At 71.6% G+C, this 15526-nt stretch carries 18 protein-coding genes; 13 read left to right on the forward strand and 5 right to left on the reverse strand.

Features of this window, described 5'->3' with window-relative positions; genetic code table 11:
- Window positions 1-4 precede the first annotated feature (4 nt).
- The 3 genes from leuD to ACIRB7_RS26360 all read left to right on the forward strand — a co-directional run bounded on the left by leuD (window position 5) and on the right by ACIRB7_RS26360 (window position 1787).
- On the forward strand, window positions 5-598 hold the full coding sequence (gene leuD, locus ACIRB7_RS26350; RefSeq protein WP_403603156.1) for a 3-isopropylmalate dehydratase small subunit: 594 nt from the start codon (window positions 5-7) through the stop codon (window positions 596-598).
- 104 nt (window positions 599-702) lie between these two features.
- Complete coding sequence (locus ACIRB7_RS26355) at window positions 703-930, forward strand: hypothetical protein (RefSeq protein ID WP_030206244.1); 228 nt, start codon at window positions 703-705, stop codon at window positions 928-930.
- A gap of 143 nt (window positions 931-1073) precedes the next feature.
- Window positions 1074-1787 carry an HU family DNA-binding protein gene (locus tag ACIRB7_RS26360; RefSeq protein ID WP_403603158.1) on the forward strand — a complete coding sequence of 238 codons (714 nt, stop codon included), beginning with the start codon at window positions 1074-1076 and terminating at the stop codon, window positions 1785-1787.
- 92 nt (window positions 1788-1879) lie between these two features.
- Here the strand turns inward: ACIRB7_RS26360 and ACIRB7_RS26365 are convergent, their stop codons facing one another.
- Complete coding sequence (locus tag ACIRB7_RS26365) at window positions 1880-2089, reverse strand: hypothetical protein (protein WP_403603160.1); 210 nt, start codon at window positions 2087-2089, stop codon at window positions 1880-1882.
- A 10-nt stretch (window positions 2090-2099) separates the two neighbouring features.
- On the reverse strand, window positions 2100-2783 hold the full coding sequence (gene cofC / locus ACIRB7_RS26370; RefSeq protein WP_403603162.1) for a 2-phospho-L-lactate guanylyltransferase: 684 nt from the start codon (window positions 2781-2783) through the stop codon (window positions 2100-2102).
- A gap of 127 nt (window positions 2784-2910) precedes the next feature.
- On the opposite strand from cofC, the gene ACIRB7_RS26375 reads away from it, so the two are divergent.
- The 3 genes from ACIRB7_RS26375 (at window position 2911) to ACIRB7_RS26385 (ending at window position 5886) form a co-directional block, all read left to right on the forward strand.
- Window positions 2911-3663, forward strand: a complete 753-nt coding sequence (locus ACIRB7_RS26375; protein WP_403603164.1) for a lysophospholipid acyltransferase family protein — start codon at window positions 2911-2913, stop codon at window positions 3661-3663.
- Window positions 3660-4661, forward strand: coding sequence for an NAD(P)H-dependent glycerol-3-phosphate dehydrogenase (locus ACIRB7_RS26380; protein ID WP_403603166.1), 1002 nt, complete (start codon window positions 3660-3662; stop codon window positions 4659-4661). The genes ACIRB7_RS26375 and ACIRB7_RS26380 overlap by 4 nt, the downstream gene beginning before the upstream one ends.
- 85 nt (window positions 4662-4746) lie before the next feature.
- Window positions 4747-5886: a D-alanine--D-alanine ligase family protein gene (locus tag ACIRB7_RS26385; RefSeq protein ID WP_403603168.1), complete on the forward strand. Its 1140-nt coding sequence runs from the start codon at window positions 4747-4749 to the stop codon at window positions 5884-5886.
- A 50-nt stretch (window positions 5887-5936) separates the two neighbouring features.
- On the opposite strand, the gene ACIRB7_RS26390 is transcribed toward ACIRB7_RS26385, so the two are convergent.
- Window positions 5937-6416 carry a DUF3515 domain-containing protein gene (locus tag ACIRB7_RS26390; RefSeq protein ID WP_403603279.1) on the reverse strand — a complete coding sequence of 160 codons (480 nt, stop codon included), beginning with the start codon at window positions 6414-6416 and terminating at the stop codon, window positions 5937-5939.
- Window positions 6417-6439: 23 nt separating this feature from the next.
- Window positions 6440-6673, reverse strand: coding sequence for an Lrp/AsnC ligand binding domain-containing protein (locus tag ACIRB7_RS26395; RefSeq protein WP_351214925.1), 234 nt, complete (start codon window positions 6671-6673; stop codon window positions 6440-6442).
- A 233-nt stretch (window positions 6674-6906) separates the two neighbouring features.
- Here ACIRB7_RS26395 and ACIRB7_RS26400 point away from each other — a divergent pair, with 233 nt between their 5' ends.
- Both ACIRB7_RS26400 and thiD read left to right on the forward strand, forming a co-directional pair.
- Entirely contained in the window at window positions 6907-7869 is a 963-nt protein-coding gene (locus ACIRB7_RS26400; protein WP_073819075.1) for a thiamine-phosphate kinase, read from the forward strand.
- Complete coding sequence (thiD, locus tag ACIRB7_RS26405; RefSeq protein ID WP_403603171.1) at window positions 7866-8666, forward strand: bifunctional hydroxymethylpyrimidine kinase/phosphomethylpyrimidine kinase; 801 nt, start codon at window positions 7866-7868, stop codon at window positions 8664-8666. The genes ACIRB7_RS26400 and thiD overlap by 4 nt, the downstream gene beginning before the upstream one ends.
- 126 nt (window positions 8667-8792) lie before the next feature.
- On the opposite strand, the gene rpmB is transcribed toward thiD, so the two are convergent.
- Window positions 8793-8978 (reverse strand): 50S ribosomal protein L28, encoded by a 186-nt coding sequence (rpmB, locus tag ACIRB7_RS26410; protein ID WP_003957616.1) that lies wholly within the window; start codon window positions 8976-8978, stop codon window positions 8793-8795.
- Window positions 8979-9254: 276 nt separating this feature from the next.
- Between rpmB and ACIRB7_RS26415 the strand changes: the two genes are divergently transcribed.
- The 5 genes from ACIRB7_RS26415 (at window position 9255) to ACIRB7_RS26435 (ending at window position 15403) form a co-directional block, all read left to right on the forward strand.
- Window positions 9255-10865, forward strand: coding sequence for a DAK2 domain-containing protein (locus tag ACIRB7_RS26415; protein WP_403603173.1), 1611 nt, complete (start codon window positions 9255-9257; stop codon window positions 10863-10865).
- Between the two features lie 27 nt (window positions 10866-10892).
- Window positions 10893-13085 carry an ATP-dependent DNA helicase RecG gene (recG, locus tag ACIRB7_RS26420; protein WP_403603175.1) on the forward strand — a complete coding sequence of 731 codons (2193 nt, stop codon included), beginning with the start codon at window positions 10893-10895 and terminating at the stop codon, window positions 13083-13085.
- A gap of 67 nt (window positions 13086-13152) precedes the next feature.
- The gene (rsmD, locus tag ACIRB7_RS26425; protein WP_403603177.1) at window positions 13153-13734 is read left to right on the forward strand and encodes a 16S rRNA (guanine(966)-N(2))-methyltransferase RsmD; all 582 of its coding nucleotides are present in this window, start codon (window positions 13153-13155) and stop codon (window positions 13732-13734) included.
- A 26-nt stretch (window positions 13735-13760) separates the two neighbouring features.
- Complete coding sequence (coaD, locus tag ACIRB7_RS26430) at window positions 13761-14240, forward strand: pantetheine-phosphate adenylyltransferase (RefSeq protein ID WP_351215036.1); 480 nt, start codon at window positions 13761-13763, stop codon at window positions 14238-14240.
- A gap of 110 nt (window positions 14241-14350) precedes the next feature.
- Window positions 14351-15403, forward strand: coding sequence for an ATP synthase F0 subunit B (locus tag ACIRB7_RS26435; RefSeq protein ID WP_403603179.1), 1053 nt, complete (start codon window positions 14351-14353; stop codon window positions 15401-15403).
- Window positions 15404-15526: the final 123 nt, after the last annotated feature.

The following is a 15526-nucleotide window of genomic DNA, read 5'->3' on the forward strand; positions in this document are numbered from 1 at the left end:
AACCATGGAAGCTTTCACCACACACACCGGCCGGGCCGTCCCGCTGCGCCGCAGCAACGTCGACACCGACCAGATCATCCCGGCGCACTGGCTGAAGAAGGTCACCCGCGACGGCTTCGAGGACGGCCTCTTCGAGGCCTGGCGCAAGGACTCCGAGTTCATCCTCAACCGCCCCGAGCGGAAGGGTGCCTCGGTCCTGGTCGCCGGCCCCGACTTCGGTACCGGCTCCTCCCGTGAGCACGCCGTCTGGGCGCTCCAGAACTACGGCTTCCAGGCGGTCATCTCCGCCCGCTTCGCCGACATCTTCCGCGGCAACTCGCTGAAGAACGGCCTGCTGACCGTGGTCCTGCCGCAGGAGACGGTGGACGCGCTCTGGGAGCTGACCGAGGCCGACCCGACCGCCGAGGTCACCGTCGACCTGGAGCGGCGCAAGGTCCTGGCCGCCGGGATCGACGCCGACTTCGAGCTCGACGAGAACGCCCGCTGGCGGCTCCTGAACGGCCTCGACGACATCAGCCTCACCCTTCAGAACGAAGCCGACATCGCGACCTACGAGGCGTCACGACCGGCCTTCAAGCCCCGTACAATTACGGCCTGAGCAGCGCTTTTCCAAGACTGCGCCCCCCACCGCCCGGTGGGGGGCGCAGTCGCTTGTTGGGACCCTGTCGGGCGACAACTCGCCCTAGATGGCACAATCGGTGCATGGAACGCGACAGCCAACTCGAGCTCTACGAGGCAGTCGCAGCCCGATTGAAGGAAGCGCACACAAGAGTGCGCTCACTGCAAGTCCCGGAGGGCGTAAGGATGGCGCTGTCCCGGAAGCTGCTGGTCGTGACGGCCGCGGCGAAGCACGATCTCAAGGACGCGGCAGCGCGTCTGGACCGGTTGATGAAGGACCTCGACGAGGGCCGATTCCCAGAGGACGACTGACACCAGGAACTCCGCAGCGGATCTTCCGCGTTGCGGCACTAGGGTGATTAGACCGTTTCGTGTTTGATTTGCGGTATATACATGCCTAACGTGCGAAAAAGCTTGAACACTTTCGTTCTGGCAATGTCTCCGAAGGGGAAGACGTGAACAAGGCGCAGCTCGTAGAAGCGATTGCCGACAAGATGGGCGGTCGCCAGCAGGCCGCCGAAGCCGTCGACCACGTGCTCGACGCCATCGTGCGCGCCGTGGTCGGTGGCGACCGGGTCTCTGTGACGGGTTTCGGCTCGTTCGAGAAGGTCGACCGTCCGGCCCGCTACGCCCGCAACCCGCAGACGGGTGAGCGGGTGCGGGTCAAGAAGACCTCGGTCCCCCGCTTCCGTGCCGGTCAGGGCTTCAAGGACCTGGTCAGCGGCTCGAAGAAGCTCCCCAAGGGAGGCGAGGTCTCCGTCAAGAAGGCCCCGAAGGGCAGCCTCACCGGTGGCGCCTCCGCGACCGTGAAGAAGGCCGCGGCGAAGAAGGCCACCACCGCCAAGAAGGCCGCCGCGAAGAAGGCGACCCCGGCGCGGAAGACCACCACCGCGGCGGCCGCGAAGAAGGCGACCCCCGCGAAGAAGACCACCACCACGGCGGCCGCCAAGAAGGTGACCCCCGCCAAGAAGACGACCACCACCGCGGCGAAGAAGACCGCGAACGGCGCCGCGAAGAAGGCCACCACGGCCGCCGCCGCCAAGAAGGCGACCAAGGCCGCGGCCAAGAAGACCGCGCCGGCCGCGAAGAAGGCCACGGCGACGAAGGCGCCCGCCAAGAAGACGACGGCGCGCAAGACGACCGCCAAGAAGACCGCCGCCAAGAAGTAGGACGAGCGGTAGACACCCGCCGGGCCGGGCTCCCCCCAGGGAGCCCGGCCCGCGGCGCGTCCGTGCGCTCAACGCCAGGGGTGAAGCCCCGCTCAGAAGGTCTGCAGCGTCACCAGGGTGATCCGCGCGCCGGCCCCGGACGTGCCGGGCTCCACGTCGATCCGCACCCGCTGCCCCGGCCGCAGCAGCCGCAGCCCGCCCGCCTCGAAGGCCTCCGCCCCGAACTCCACGGGGGTGCCGTCGTCGAGCAGCACACTGCCGCTGCGGGTCTCGGGGTCGTACGTGAACGCGGTCGCCTGCATGGACCGCAGCCTATCCGGCCGCGGGCAGCCACCGGGCGGCCGTCCGCGGGCCGAGCCCCAGCGCCCCCGCCGCCACCAGATCCTCACCGGTGTCCACGTCCCGGCGTACGGAATCCACCCCGGCCAGCGTGATTTCCACCGCCCCCGAAGACAAATGCCGGAGCCTCGACGGGCCCCCGAATGCCGGTTCCAATTCCACCCCCGGAGCCGCCGAGAGGAATGTCGTACCTATTTCGGCGGCATCCGCGAGAAATGCCCTCGGAAATTTCCGGGCCACGTCGAGCACCCGGGCCAGCTCATCCGGCCGCAGCGCCGGCAGATCCGCGTTGAGCGCCGCCACGCGCGCGCACGGCCGCCCGGACCGCACGGCACGGACCCCGTGCGCGAGCGCCGCGTTGAGCCCCGCCGCCGGGGTGTCCGGCACGACCCGCGCACCCAGGGCGGCGAGGACCGGGGCGGCCGTGGGATCGTCCGTGACGACCACCACATCCCGTACGCGCGCGCAGTTCAGCACCGCCCCCACGGTGTCCTCCGCGAACGCCAGCGCGAGCCGGGGGCGCAGCCGGGCCCCGGCCGCGGCGGCCAGCCTGCTCTTCGCCAGGGCAAGGGGCTTCAGGGGGACGACCAGGGACCAGCCGTCATCCGCGTCCGTGTGCGGGGGGTGCATCGGGTGCCTCGCGTGCGTCGAGTTCATCGGGGGTCATTCTGTCCCGCCCACGCGTTCTCCCGGAGGGCCCGGGGCGTACGGTGTCACTCGACAGACCAGGAGCACGGGGCGACACTTGACCCTCTGCCAGCCAGTCCCGGAGAAAGGTGTCCGAGTGCCCCGCCGCAGAATCGGCTTCTGGTACCGCCTCGCGGCGGTCATCGCCAAACCCCCCCTGGTGGTTCTGTTCAACCGGGACTGGCGCGGTATGGAGCACATTCCGGCCGACGGCGGCTTCATCACCGCGGTCAACCACAACTCCTACCTGGACCCGCTGTCGTACGCGCACTACCAGTACAACACCGGCCGGGTCCCGCGCCTCCTCGCCAAGGCGGCCCTCTTCAAGACCCCCTTCGTGGGCATGATGCTGCGCGGCACCGGCCAGATCCCCGTCTACCGCGAGACGACCAACGCGCTCGACGCGTTCCGCGCCGCCGTCGACGCCATCGAGCGCGGCGAGTGCGTCGCCTTCTACCCCGAGGGCACCCTGACCCGGGACCCCGACATGTGGCCCATGGCGGGCAAGACCGGTGCCGCGCGGGTCGCGCTGCTCACCAAGGCCCCCGTCATCCCGGTGGCCCAGTGGGGCGCCAACCTGGCGATGCCGCCGTACGCCAAGGAGAACAAGCTCCGCCTGTTCCCCCGCAAGACGCTGATCGTGCAGGCCGGTCCGCCCGTCGACCTCTCGCGCTTCCACGGCCTCGAGCCGACGCCCGAGGTGCTCCGCGAGGCGACCGAGGTCATCATGGCCGCCGTCACCGCCGTCCTCGAGCAGATCCGCGGCGAGCAGGCGCCCGCCGAACCGTACGACCACCGCAAGGCCCGTCTCCAGCAGCGGCGCAAGGCGACAGAGGGGGGCACCAAGTGACCAAGGCAGCTGTCTTCGGCAACGGATCCTGGGGCACGGCCTTCGCCATGGTGCTCGCCGACGCGGGGTGCGAGGTGAGCCTCTGGGGCCGCCGCGCCGAACTCGCCAAGGAGATCAACGCCTCCCGGACCAACCCGGACTACCTGCCGGGCGTCGAACTCCCCGCGACGGTCACGGCCACCGCCGACCCCGCGGAGGCCGCCCACGACGCCGACTTCACCGTCCTCGTCGTGCCCTCGCAGACCCTCCGCGGCAACCTCGCCGCCTGGGCTCCGATGCTCGCGCCCGACACCGTGCTCGTCTCCCTCATGAAGGGCGTCGAACTCGGCACCGCCAAGCGGATGAGCGAGGTCATCACCGAGGTCGCCGACGTGCCCGCCGAGCGCGTGGCCGTCCTCACCGGCCCCAACCTCGCCAAGGAGATCGCCGCCAGGCAGCCCGCCGCCGCCGTCGTCGCCTGCGTCGACGAGACGGTCGCCCAGCGGCTCCAGACCGCCTGCCTGACCCCGTACTTCCGCCCGTACACCAACACCGACGTGGTCGGCTGCGAACTCGGCGGCGCGGTCAAGAACGTCATCGGGCTCGCCGTCGGCATCGCCAACGGCATGGGACTCGGCGACAACTCCAAGGCCACGCTCATCACCCGCGGCCTCGCCGAGACCACCCGGCTCGGCCTCGCCATGGGAGCCGACCCGCTCACCTTCTCCGGCCTCGCCGGCCTCGGCGACCTCGTCGCCACCTGCTCGTCGCCGCTCTCCCGGAACAACACCTTCGGCACCAACCTCGGCCGCGGGATGACCCTCCAGGAGACCATCGCGGCCACCAAGCAGACCGCCGAAGGCGTCAAGTCCTGTGAGTCGGTGCTGGATCTGGGCCGCCGCCACGGAGTCGACATGCCCATCACCGAGACCGTCGTCTCGATCGTCCACGAGGGCAAGCCGCCGATCGTCGCCCTCAAGGAGCTGATGTCGCGCAGCGCGAAGCCCGAGCGCCGCTGAGCGGGCCCCCGGCACTGGGCCGTACGGGCCCGCGGGCAGCGGGGCGCACGGCCGTTCGGGAGTCGCAAGGTACGCTCATCGCGATATGAGCGAGAACACCCAGAGCCCCCGTAAGCCGCGCGTGGCCGTCGTCTTCGGCGGACGCAGCTCCGAGCACGCCATCTCCGTCGTCACGGCGGGCGCCGTCCTGAGCGCCATCGACCGGGACAAGTACGACGTGCTGCCCATCGGCATCACGACGGACGGGCGCTGGGCGCTCACCGCCGACGCCCCCGAGCGCATGGCCATCGCCGACCGCGCCCTGCCGAACGTCGCCGACCTGGCCGAGTCGACGGAGGGCGGCGTCGTCCTCTCCGTCGACCCCGCCAACCGCGAGGTCGTCCTCAGCGAGCCGGGCTCCGTGCCCAGGGCGCTGGGCGAGGTCGACGTGGTCTTCCCGATGCTCCACGGCCCGTACGGCGAGGACGGCACCCTCCAGGGCCTCCTGGAGCTCTCCGGCGTCCCCTACGTCGGCGCGGGCGTCCTCGCCTCCGCCGTCGGCCAGGACAAGGAGTACATGAAGCGGGTCTTCGTCTCCTTCGGTCTCCCGGTCGGCCCGTACGAGGTCATCCGGCCCCGCGAGTGGGAGCAGAACCCGGCCGCCGCCCGTAAGAAGATCGTCGAGTTCGCCGCCGACCACGGCTGGCCGCTCTTCGTGAAGCCGGCCCGCGGCGGCTCGTCCATGGGCATCACCAAGGTCGACGACCTCTCCGGCCTCGACGAGGCCATCGAGGAGGCCCGCCGCCACGACCCCAAGATCCTCGTCGAGTCGCTGCTGCGCGGCCGCGAGATCGAGTGCGGCGTCCTGGAGTTCGAGGACGGCCCCCGCGCCAGCGTGCCGGCCGAGATCCCGCCGGTCACCGACCACGACTTCTACGACTTCGAGGCCAAGTACATCGACTCGGCCTCCGGCATCGTGCCCGCCCCGATCGGGGACGAGGCCACCGCCGAGGTCCAGCGTCTGGCCGTCGCCGCCTACGAGGCCGTCTCCTGCGAGGGCCTGGTCCGCGCCGACTTCTTCCTCACCGAGGACGGCGACTTCGTCATCAACGAGATCAACACCATGCCGGGCTTCACGCCCATCTCCATGTACCCGCGCATGTGGCAGGAGAGCGGCGTCGGCTACTCGGAGCTGGTCGACCGGCTCATCCAGGCCGCGCTGAACCGCTCCACGGGCCTGCGCTGACCGGACCCGGCCGGACGGGACAGCACCCGGAAAGACCGTGCCCCGGCCTCTCAGAGGCTCGGCGGCACGGTCTTCCGTACGGGAGCGGCGAGATCGGCGAGCGGCGTCACATCGTGCGCGTACCGCTCGTCGAGCGTCACCTCGACGTACGCCTTGCGGTACGTCGAGGTGAGACGGGGCCCGCTGCCCTCCGGGCGCTCCAGCATCCAGTTCACGCCGTTCGCCTCGATGCCCTGCGCCTTGGGGTCGCTCATCTTTTCGGGCCGGGGCACCCCGCAGCGCAGTACGATCGCACCGTCGCCCCAGCCGGCGGTCAGCTCGGAGCCGGGCTCCGGGTCACTCCGCTCAAGACCCGCCACGGTGTCGGGAAGCTCCTTCGCCAAGGCCTGGCAGAAGGCGGCCTCCGCCGCGGGGGGACGGGGAACCACGACGGACGCCTCGGCGTCCGACGAGGAGCAGCCGGCGGCGGCCAGCAGCGATACGGCGGCCGTCACGGCGGCGGGCAGGCCGAAGGGCCGGTGCGAAGACATCACCGGCCAAGCGTAGACGGGGGCTACAGATGAACGACCGGGCAGGTGAGGGTGCGCGTGATGCCGTCCACTTGCTGGACCTTGGCGACCACCATGCGGCCGAGCTCGTCGACCGTGTCCGCCTGCGCGCGGACGATGACGTCGTACGGACCGGTCACGTCCTCGGCCTGGAGCACCCCCGGGATCTTGGAGATGGCGTCGGCGACGATCGACGCCTTGCCCACCTCGGTCTGGATGAGGATGTACGCCTGAACCACGGAACCTCCAGGGCGACCACGAGGATCTTGTGGGAGAAAGGGACGCCACGGTACCGCGTCGCCACGGGCCGCGGGGAGACCCGCGCGTCCCGGGGCACTGCCGGGGTGGCGTACGCAGGACAGAAGTTGACGGTCTACTTGACGGTACCCAGCACGGTGACGGCCCGCGACCCGCGGCGCGCGACGACGCGCCCCCGCCCGCCGGCCGGCACGAAGACACGAGGTGAGGCGCGGTGAAGGGCACAGTCGGAGAGCTGGGCGAGTTCGGGCTCATCAGAGAGCTCACGTCCCGGCTCACCTCCACCCCGGCGGTACGGATCGGGCCGGGCGACGACGCCGCGGTCGTCTCCGCACCCGACCGGCGCGTGGTGGCCAGCACGGACATCCTCCTCGAAGGACGTCACTTCCGCCGCGACTGGTCGACGGCGTACGACGTCGGCCGCAAGGCCGCGGCGCAGAACCTCGCCGACATCGCCGCCATGGGCGCGGTCCCCACCGCGCTCCTCCTCGGCCTCGTCGTCCCCGCCGAACTGCCCGTCACCTGGCCCACCGAACTCATGGACGGCCTGCGCGACGAATGTCAGGTCGCGGGCGCGGCGGTGGTCGGCGGCGACGTCGTCCGCGGCGACACGATCATGGTCTCCATCACCGCCCTCGGCGACCTCCGCAACCACGACCCGGTCACCCGGGGCGGCGCCCAGCCCGGCGACGTCGTCGCCTACACCGGCTGGCTCGGCTGGTCCGCCGCCGGGTACGCGGTCCTCTCCCGTGGCTTCCGCTCCCCGCGCGCCTTCGTCGAGGCCCACCGCAGGCCCGAACCGCCGTACCACGCGGGTCCCGCCGCCGCCGGTCTCGGCGCCACCGCCATGTGCGACGTCAGCGACGGCCTCATCGCCGACCTCGGCCACATCGCCGAGGCCAGCAAGGTCCGCATCGACCTGCGCTCGGGGCTCATCGACATCCCCACCCAGATGAACGACATCGGCCAGGCCGTCGGCGTCGACCCCATGCAGTGGGTGCTCACCGGGGGAGAGGACCACGCCATCGTGGCCACCTTCCCGCCGGACGTGAAACTCCCCGCCCGCTGGAAGGTCATCGGGGAGGTCCTCAACCCCTCCGCGCTGCCGCAGGTCACCGTGGACGGCGCCCCCTGGCACAGCGTGGGCGGCTGGGACCACTTCGGGGAGACGGAATGACGTCCCGGCCTCCGCTGGTGCTGACCGTCGCCGGCTCCGACTCCGGCGGCGGCGCCGGCATCCAGGCCGACCTGAAGACGATGCTCGCGCTCGGCGTCCACGGCATGAGCGTGCTCACCGCCGTCACCGCGCAGAACTCGCGGGGCGTCCAGGGCGTCTGGGAGCTGCCGGTGGAGGCCGTCCGCGCCCAGTACCGGGCCGTCGTCGACGACATCGGCGTCCAGGCGGTCAAGACCGGCATGCTGGCCACGGCGGCGCTCGTGGAGACCGTCGCCGACCTGCTCGCGGACACCGCCGCCCAGGTCGTCGTCGACCCGGTCGGCGTCTCCAAGCACGGGGACCCGCTGCTCGCCGAGACCGCGCTCGACTCCGTACGCGAGAGGCTGCTGCCCCGGGCGACCGTCGCCACCCCCAACCTGGACGAGGTGGCGCAGCTCACGGGCGTGCACGTCGTCCACGAGAGCGACATGCGGACCGCCGCGGAGGCGATCCTGTCGTACGGGCCGCGCTGGGTCCTGATCAAGGGCGGGCACCTGCCCACGGGCGAGGAGGCCGTCGACCTGCTCACGGACGGCTCCGATGAGCACTGGCTGCGCGCCCCGCGCCACGACAACCGGCACACCCACGGGACGGGCTGCACGCTCGCCTCGGCGACGGCCGCCGGGCTCGCCAAGGGGCTCGGGGTGCCGGACGCGGTGCGGCAGGCCAAGGAGTACGTGACCGGGGCCATAGGCGCCGGGTTCGCCCTGGGCTCGGGCATCGGCCCGGTCGACCACGGCTGGCGGTTCAGGACCTGAGGACCCCGCCGGGCCCCCGGGCCGGCGGGACCCGTCCGCGTCCGGGCATGGCAAAAGGCCGGTTCACCTAGGTGAACCGGCCTTTCAAGGCAACCGCAGGGGCTGCGCTACGACAGAACGTCGCGATTAGCGCGAGACCTTGCCGGCCTTGATGCACGAGGTGCAGACGTTGAGCCGCTTCGGCGTCCGACCGACCACGGCACGCACGCGCTGGATGTTCGGGTTCCAGCGACGGGACGTACGGCGGTGCGAGTGCGAAATGTTGTTGCCGAAGCCCGGCCCCTTGCCGCAGACGTCGCAGTTGGCAGCCACGGGTCACTCCAAAAGCTTCAGGATTTACAGTGAATTCCGGCGCACCGGAATCAGGAGTCTGAAGTGGCTTGCCGGGGGACGGCCCGGTGTGAACCGGGCAACCGAAGCAGCATACAACGCCTGCCTCGGTGGAACGAAACTACCACGATCCGCTCGGACCCCGTCCCGGGCCCTGGTCACTGGGGGTCCCCCCTGGTCGAGCGAAGCCGAGAGCTTGGGGGAGGGAGTCCCCGGGCTCTACCCTGCGGTGAGCTCACCGCCGAAGGAGGACCCCCGTTGTCGCGAGCCCTTCAGCCCTTCGAGGAGCTCGTCGAGCTCGACGCGGAAGCGGTCAGGTCCTGGTGCGCGCGGACGCTCGACGCGCTCGGCCGGGAGCGCGAGGAGATCGACGCGATCAACGTCTACCCCGTGGCCGACGGGGACACCGGCACCAATCTCTACCTGACGGCGGAAGCCGCCCACCAGGCCGTCGAGGCCGTCTTCGCCGCCTCCGCGCCCGACACCGCAGAGACCGTACGGGCCATGGCGCACGGCGCCCTGCTCGGCGCCCGCGGCAACTCCGGAACCATCCTCTCCCAGCTCCTGCGCGGCATGGCCGGGGTGCTCGCCGAGGGGTGTGACGGTGCTCACCTCGCCCGCGCCCTCGCCGAGGCCGCGAGCGCGGCGCGACGGGCCGTCGCCCACCCCGTGGAGGGCACCATCCTCACCGTCGCGGGGGCCGCGGCCGCGGCCTGCGCCTCCGGCGGCGGACTCGTGGAGGTGGCGAGGAACGCCCACGAAGGGGCCAGGACCGCCCTCGCCGCCACCTCGGGGCAACTGGACGTCCTCGCACGCGCGGGGGTCGTCGACGCCGGCGGCCGGGGCCTGGTGACGGTCCTCGGCGCCCTCCTGGAGACCGTCACCGGACAGGCCCCGCCCCCCGCCGACACGGCCGCCGTCCCGTACGCCCCCCGCGAGGAGTGCCCCACCGAGGGCGGGCCCGCCTACGAGGTGATCTACCTCCTGGAGGCCGGGGAAGCCGCCGTGGAGCTGCTGCGGGCCCGGCTCGACGCCCTGGGGGAGTCCCTCGTCGTCGTCGGCGGCGACGGCCTGTGGAACGTCCATGTGCACGTCGACGACGCGGGCGCCGCCGTCGAGGCCGGCGTCGAGGCCGGCCGGCCGCACCGCATCCGGATCACCCACTTCGCGGCCGATACGGCCGCGACCCCCGGCCCGGGCGAGCGCGCCCAGCGCGCCGTCGTCGCCGTCGTCCCCGGCGAGGGCCTCGCCGGGCTGTGCGCCGAGGCGGGCGCGACCACCGTACGGACCCTGCCGGGCGAACCGCCCGCCGGCGACGAACTCCTCGACGCCATCCGCCGGGCCCACGCGCGCGAGGTCGTCCTCCTGCCCAACGACAGCGACCTGCGGCAGACGGCCGTCGCCGCCGCCGAACGCGCCAGGGCCGAGGGCATCCGCGTCGCCCTCATCCCGACCCGGGCCGCCGTCCAGGGCATCGCCGCCCTCGCCGTCCACGAACCCGACCGGCGCTTCGACGAGGACGTCGTCGCCATGACCGCGGCCGCCGGCGCCACCCGCTACGCCGAACTCGCCGTCGCCGAACGGCAGTCCTTCACCTCCGCGGGCGTCTGCCAGGCCGGCGACGTCCTCGGCCTCATCGAGGGCGACGTCGCCGTCATCGGCGAGGACCTCACCGAGACCGCCCGCACGGTGCTCGACCGGATGCTGTCCGCCGGCGGCGAACTCGTCACCCTCGTCGTCGCCGACGACGCCCCGCCCGGGCTCGCCCCCGACCTGGAACGCCACGTCCGGAGCGGCTACCTGGCCGTCGACACCCTCACGTACCACGCGGGCGCGGGGGCCCCACCGCTGCTCATCGGGGTGGAATGACCACGACTGTCGGTCCCGTGGTGTGCAATGGAACGCGTGCCCGCGCTCGACGAACCACTCAAGAAGTCCCTCGGCCCCGCCACCGCCAAGGTCATGGCCGAGGCACTCGACCTGCACACGGTCGGTGACCTGCTCCACCACTACCCCCGCCGGTACGCCGAGCGAGGGGAGCTGACCACCCTCTCCGACCTGCCGCTCGACGAGCACGTCACCGTGGTCGCCCAGGTCGCCGACGCCCGTGTGCTCACCTTCAACGGCTCCAAGGGGCGCGGCCAGCGCCTCGAAGTGACCATCACCGACGGCAGCGGCCGCCTCCAACTGGTGTTCTTCGGCAAGGGCGTGCACAAGCCGCACAAGGACCTGCTGCCGGGCACCCGGGCGATGTTCGCCGGCAAGGTCTCGCTCTTCAACCGGCGCCTCCAGCTCGCCCACCCGTCGTACGAACTCCTCCGCGGCGACAGCGAGGAAGCCGTGGACGTCTGGGCCGGCGCCCTCATCCCGATCTACCCTGCCACCACCAAGCTGGAGTCCTGGAAGATCGCCAAGGCCGTCGACGCCGTCCTGCCCAGCGCCGTCGACGCCGTCGACCCGCTCCCCGACGCCCTCCGCGAGGGCCGCGGCCTCGCCGAGCTCCCCGAAGCCCTGCGCCTGATCCACCGGCCCCGTACCAAGGCCGACATCGCCACCGCCCGCGAGCGCCTCAAGTGGGACGAGGCCTTCGTCCTCCAGGTCGCCCTCGCCCGCCGCCGGCACGCCGACACCCAACTCCCCGCCGTCGCCCGGCGTCCCGTCCCCGACGGCATCCTCGACGCCTTCGACGCCAAGCTCCCCTTCACCCTCACCGACGGCCAGAAGAAGGTCTCCAAGGAGATCTTCGACGACCTCGCCACCGAGCACCCCATGCACCGCCTCCTCCAGGGCGAGGTCGGCAGCGGCAAGACGATGGTGGCGCTGCGCGCCATGCTCGCCGTCGTCGACTCCGGGGGGCAGGCCGCCATGCTCGCCCCCACCGAGGTCCTCGCCCAGCAGCACCACCGCTCGGTCACCGAGATGATGGGCGAGCTCGCCCAGGGAGGGATGCTCGGCGGCGCCGAGCGGGCCACCAAGGTCGTCCTGCTCACCGGCTCCATGGGCGTCCCCGCACGCCGGCAGGCACTCCTCGACCTGGTCACAGGGGAGGCGGGCCTCGTCATCGGCACGCACGCGCTGATCGAGGACAAGGTCCAGTTCCACGACCTGGGCCTGGTCGTCGTCGACGAGCAGCACCGCTTCGGCGTCGAGCAGCGCGACGCCCTCAGGAGCAAGGGAAAGCAGCCGCCGCACCTCCTCGTCATGACCGCCACGCCCATCCCGCGCACGGTCGCCATGACGGTCTTCGGAGACCTGGAGACCTCCGTCCTCGACCAGCTGCCCGCCGGACGCTCCCCGATCGCCAGCCATGTCGTCCCCGCCGCCGACAAACCGCACTTCCTCACGCGCGCGTGGGAGCGGGTCCGCGAGGAGGTCGAGAAGGGACACCAGGCGTACGTGGTCTGCCCGCGCATCGGTGACGAGGAGGACCAGAAGAAGAAGTCCAAGGCGTCCGCCGAGGACGAGGCCGAGAAACGCCCGCCGCTCGCCGTCCTCGACGTCGCCGAGAAGCTCCGCACCGGCCCCCTCACCGGCCTGCGGATCGCCGTCCTCCACGGCAGGATGCACCCCGACGACAAGGACGACGTGATGCGCCGCTTCGCCGCGGGCGAGCTCGACGTCCTCGTCGCCACCACCGTCATCGAGGTCGGCGTCAACGTCCCCAACGCCACCGCCATGGTGATCATGGACGCGGACCGCTTCGGCGTCTCCCAGCTCCACCAGCTGCGCGGCCGCGTCGGCCGCGGCTCCGCCCCCGGCCTCTGCCTCCTCGTCAGCGAGATGCCCGAGGCGACCCCCGCCCGGCAGCGCCTCGGCGCCGTCGCCGCCACCCTCGACGGCTTCGAGCTCTCCCGTATCGACCTCGAACAGCGACGCGAGGGCGACGTCCTCGGCCAGGCCCAGTCCGGCGTCCGCTCCTCCCTGCGGGTGCTCACCGTCATCGACGACGAGGAGGTCATCACCGCCGCCCGCGAGGAGGCCACCGCCCTCGTCCTCACCGACCCCGACCTCACCGCCCACCCGGGGCTGCGCACCGCGCTCGACGCCCTCCTCGACAAGGACAGGGAGGAGTACCTGGAGAAGGGCTGACGCGGGGTGGCGGCCGCCGCCCTAAGCTGTTGCTTACCGCAATGGCCCATGGAGAACGAGGACACCGATGACCCGCGTGATCGCCGGCACCGCCGGCGGGCGCCGCCTGGCCGTGCCGCCCGGCAACGGCACCCGCCCCACCTCCGACCGGGCGCGCGAGGGCCTCTTCTCCACCTGGGAGGCGTTCCACGGCCTGGCCGGTTCGCGCGTCGCCGACCTGTACGCGGGCTCCGGCGCCGTCGGCCTCGAAGCGCTCTCCCGGGGCGCCGCCCACGCCCTGCTCGTCGAGGCGGAGCCGCGCGCCGCGAAGACGATCCGGGACAACATCCGGTCGATCGGGCTGCCCGGCGCCGAACTCCGTACCGGCAAAGCGGAGCAGATCGTGACGGGACCGGCGCCGGCCGAGCCGTACGACCTGGTCTTCCTGGACCCGCCTTACGCCGTCTCCGACGACGATCTTCGCGAGATACTCCTCACACTCCGCTCGGGGGGCTGGCTCACGGACGACGCCCTCGTCACCGTGGAGCGCAGCACCAGAGGCGGGGAATTCGGCTGGCCGGCCGGTTTCGAACCACTGCGGGCCCGTCGTTACGGCGAGGGAACGTTTTGGTACGGTCGCGCCGCCTCTACGTGCGAAGACGCACGATGACCGGACCGGAGAGCGAGGGACCCACGTTGCGCCGCGCCGTCTGTCCGGGGTCATTCGACCCCATCACCAACGGACACCTCGACATCATCGCCCGCGCCTCCAAGCTGTACGACGTCGTACATGTCGCGGTGATGATCAACCAGTCGAAGAAGGGCCTGTTCACGGTCGACGAGCGGATCGAGCTGATCCGCGAGGTGACCGCCGACCTCGGCAACGTCGAGGTGGAGTCCTTCCACGGGCTGCTCGTCGACTTCTGCAAGCAGCGCGACATCCCCGCCATCGTCAAGGGCCTTCGCGCGGTCAGCGACTTCGACTACGAGCTGCAGATGGCGCAGATGAACAACGGCCTCACGGGAGTGGAGACCCTGTTCGTCCCCACCAACCCGACCTACAGCTTCCTCTCCTCCTCGCTGGTCAAGGAGGTCGCGGCCTGGGGCGGCGATGTCTCCCACCTGGTGCCCCCCGCGGTGCTCACCCGTCTGACCGAGCGCCTGGCGCAGAAGTGACGCGCGGCCACCTCCACTGACGCTCCGTCACCTGGTGTCGGATGGACACCGACTGCCCTTACAGTCGTCCCGTCCGTCTCCATCCAGCTGTAGAGAGTGGCGAGCACCCGGTGGACGTACAGAAGAAGCTCGACGACATCGTCGCGACCGTGCAGGGCGCCCGCTCCATGCCCATGTCGGCATCCTGCGTGGTCAACCGGGCCGAGCTGCTCGCCCTGCTCGAAGAGGTACGGGAGGCCCTGCCCGGCTCCCTCGCCCAGGCCCAGGAGCTGATCGGCGGCCGCGAGCACATGGTCGAGCAGGCCCGCCAGGAGGCGGAGCGGATCATCGAGGCCGCCCACGCCGAGCGCGGCTCGATCGTCTCCGACACCCAGGTCGCCCGGCAGTCGCAGGAGGAGGCCGACCGCATCCTCTCCGAGGCCCGCCGCGAGGCCGAGGAGGTCCGCGCGGAGGCCGACGACTACGTCGACTCCAAGCTCGCGAACTTCGAGGTCGTCCTCAACAAGACGATCGGCTCCGTCGACCGGGGCCGCGAGAAGCTCCTCGGCCGCGGCCCGGGCCTCGACCAGAACGGTTACGCGGACGAGGACGCCCCCGAGTACAGCGCCGACCCGCAGACGCTGATCCACCGGGCCGACGAGTACGTCGACGCCAAGCTCGGCGCCTTCGAGGCCGTGCTCAGCAAGACCCTGGAGGCCGTGGGGCGGGGCCGGCAGAAGCTGCACGGCCGGATCGCCTCCGACGCACTGGGCGAGCACATGGCCGCGCAGGACGGCCTCGGCGGCGGCGGTGGGCACACCAGCGACGCCGACTACCTGGCCGGACTCGCGGAGCTGTCCGACCCGGAGCCGGTCCAGATCCCGGCTCAGCAGCAGCCCCAGCAGCAGCCCCACCCCGAGCCGTACGCGGCGTACCAGCAGGTCCCGCAGCAGCAGGACCCGTACGCCGCCTACCAGCAGCAGGTCCAGCAGCAGCCCGACCCCTACGCCGCGTACCAGCAGCCGCAGCAGGCCGACCCGTACGGCTACCAGCAGCAGGACCCGTACGCGTACCAGCAGCCCGTCCAGCCGCAGCAGCAGACCGCCGCGCTCGACGAGACCAGCTTCTTCGACACGAGCATGATCGATCTGGAGCAGCTGCGCCGGTACGAGCAGGGGCACTAAGGTCCCCTAGGCCCGGATTGGGCCCTGGGCGAAGCGTCCAGTATCCTGGCCCTTCGGTCGCGCGTATTCCGCGATCCTTGCTGCCCACGTTCCGGCAGCCTCCTCACGATGTGACACGATCCG

This window comes from Streptomyces sp. NPDC093795 (assembly GCF_044764665.1).
GTDB lineage: Bacteria > Actinomycetota > Actinomycetes > Streptomycetales > Streptomycetaceae > Streptomyces.

Bases quoted from the DNA above. Each gene is read 5' to 3' on its own strand.
- leuD (WP_403603156.1), top strand. From the start codon at position 5: ATGGAAGCTTTCACCACACACACCGGCCGGGCCGTCCCGCTGCGCCGC.
- ACIRB7_RS26355 (WP_030206244.1), top strand. From the start codon at position 703: ATGGAACGCGACAGCCAACTCGAGCTCTACGAGGCAGTCGCAGCCCGA.
- ACIRB7_RS26365 (WP_403603160.1), bottom strand. From the start codon at position 2,089: ATGCAGGCGACCGCGTTCACGTACGACCCCGAGACCCGCAGCGGCAGT.
- cofC (WP_403603162.1), bottom strand. From the start codon at position 2,783: ATGAACTCGACGCACGCGAGGCACCCGATGCACCCCCCGCACACGGAC.
- ACIRB7_RS26385 (WP_403603168.1), top strand. From the start codon at position 4,747: ATGAGCGAGAACACCCAGAGCCCCCGTAAGCCGCGCGTGGCCGTCGTC.
- ACIRB7_RS26390 (WP_403603279.1), bottom strand. From the start codon at position 6,416: ATGTCTTCGCACCGGCCCTTCGGCCTGCCCGCCGCCGTGACGGCCGCC.
- thiD (WP_403603171.1), top strand. From the start codon at position 7,866: ATGACGTCCCGGCCTCCGCTGGTGCTGACCGTCGCCGGCTCCGACTCC.
- recG (WP_403603175.1), top strand. From the start codon at position 10,893: ATGGAACGCGTGCCCGCGCTCGACGAACCACTCAAGAAGTCCCTCGGC.
- rsmD (WP_403603177.1), top strand. From the start codon at position 13,153: ATGACCCGCGTGATCGCCGGCACCGCCGGCGGGCGCCGCCTGGCCGTG.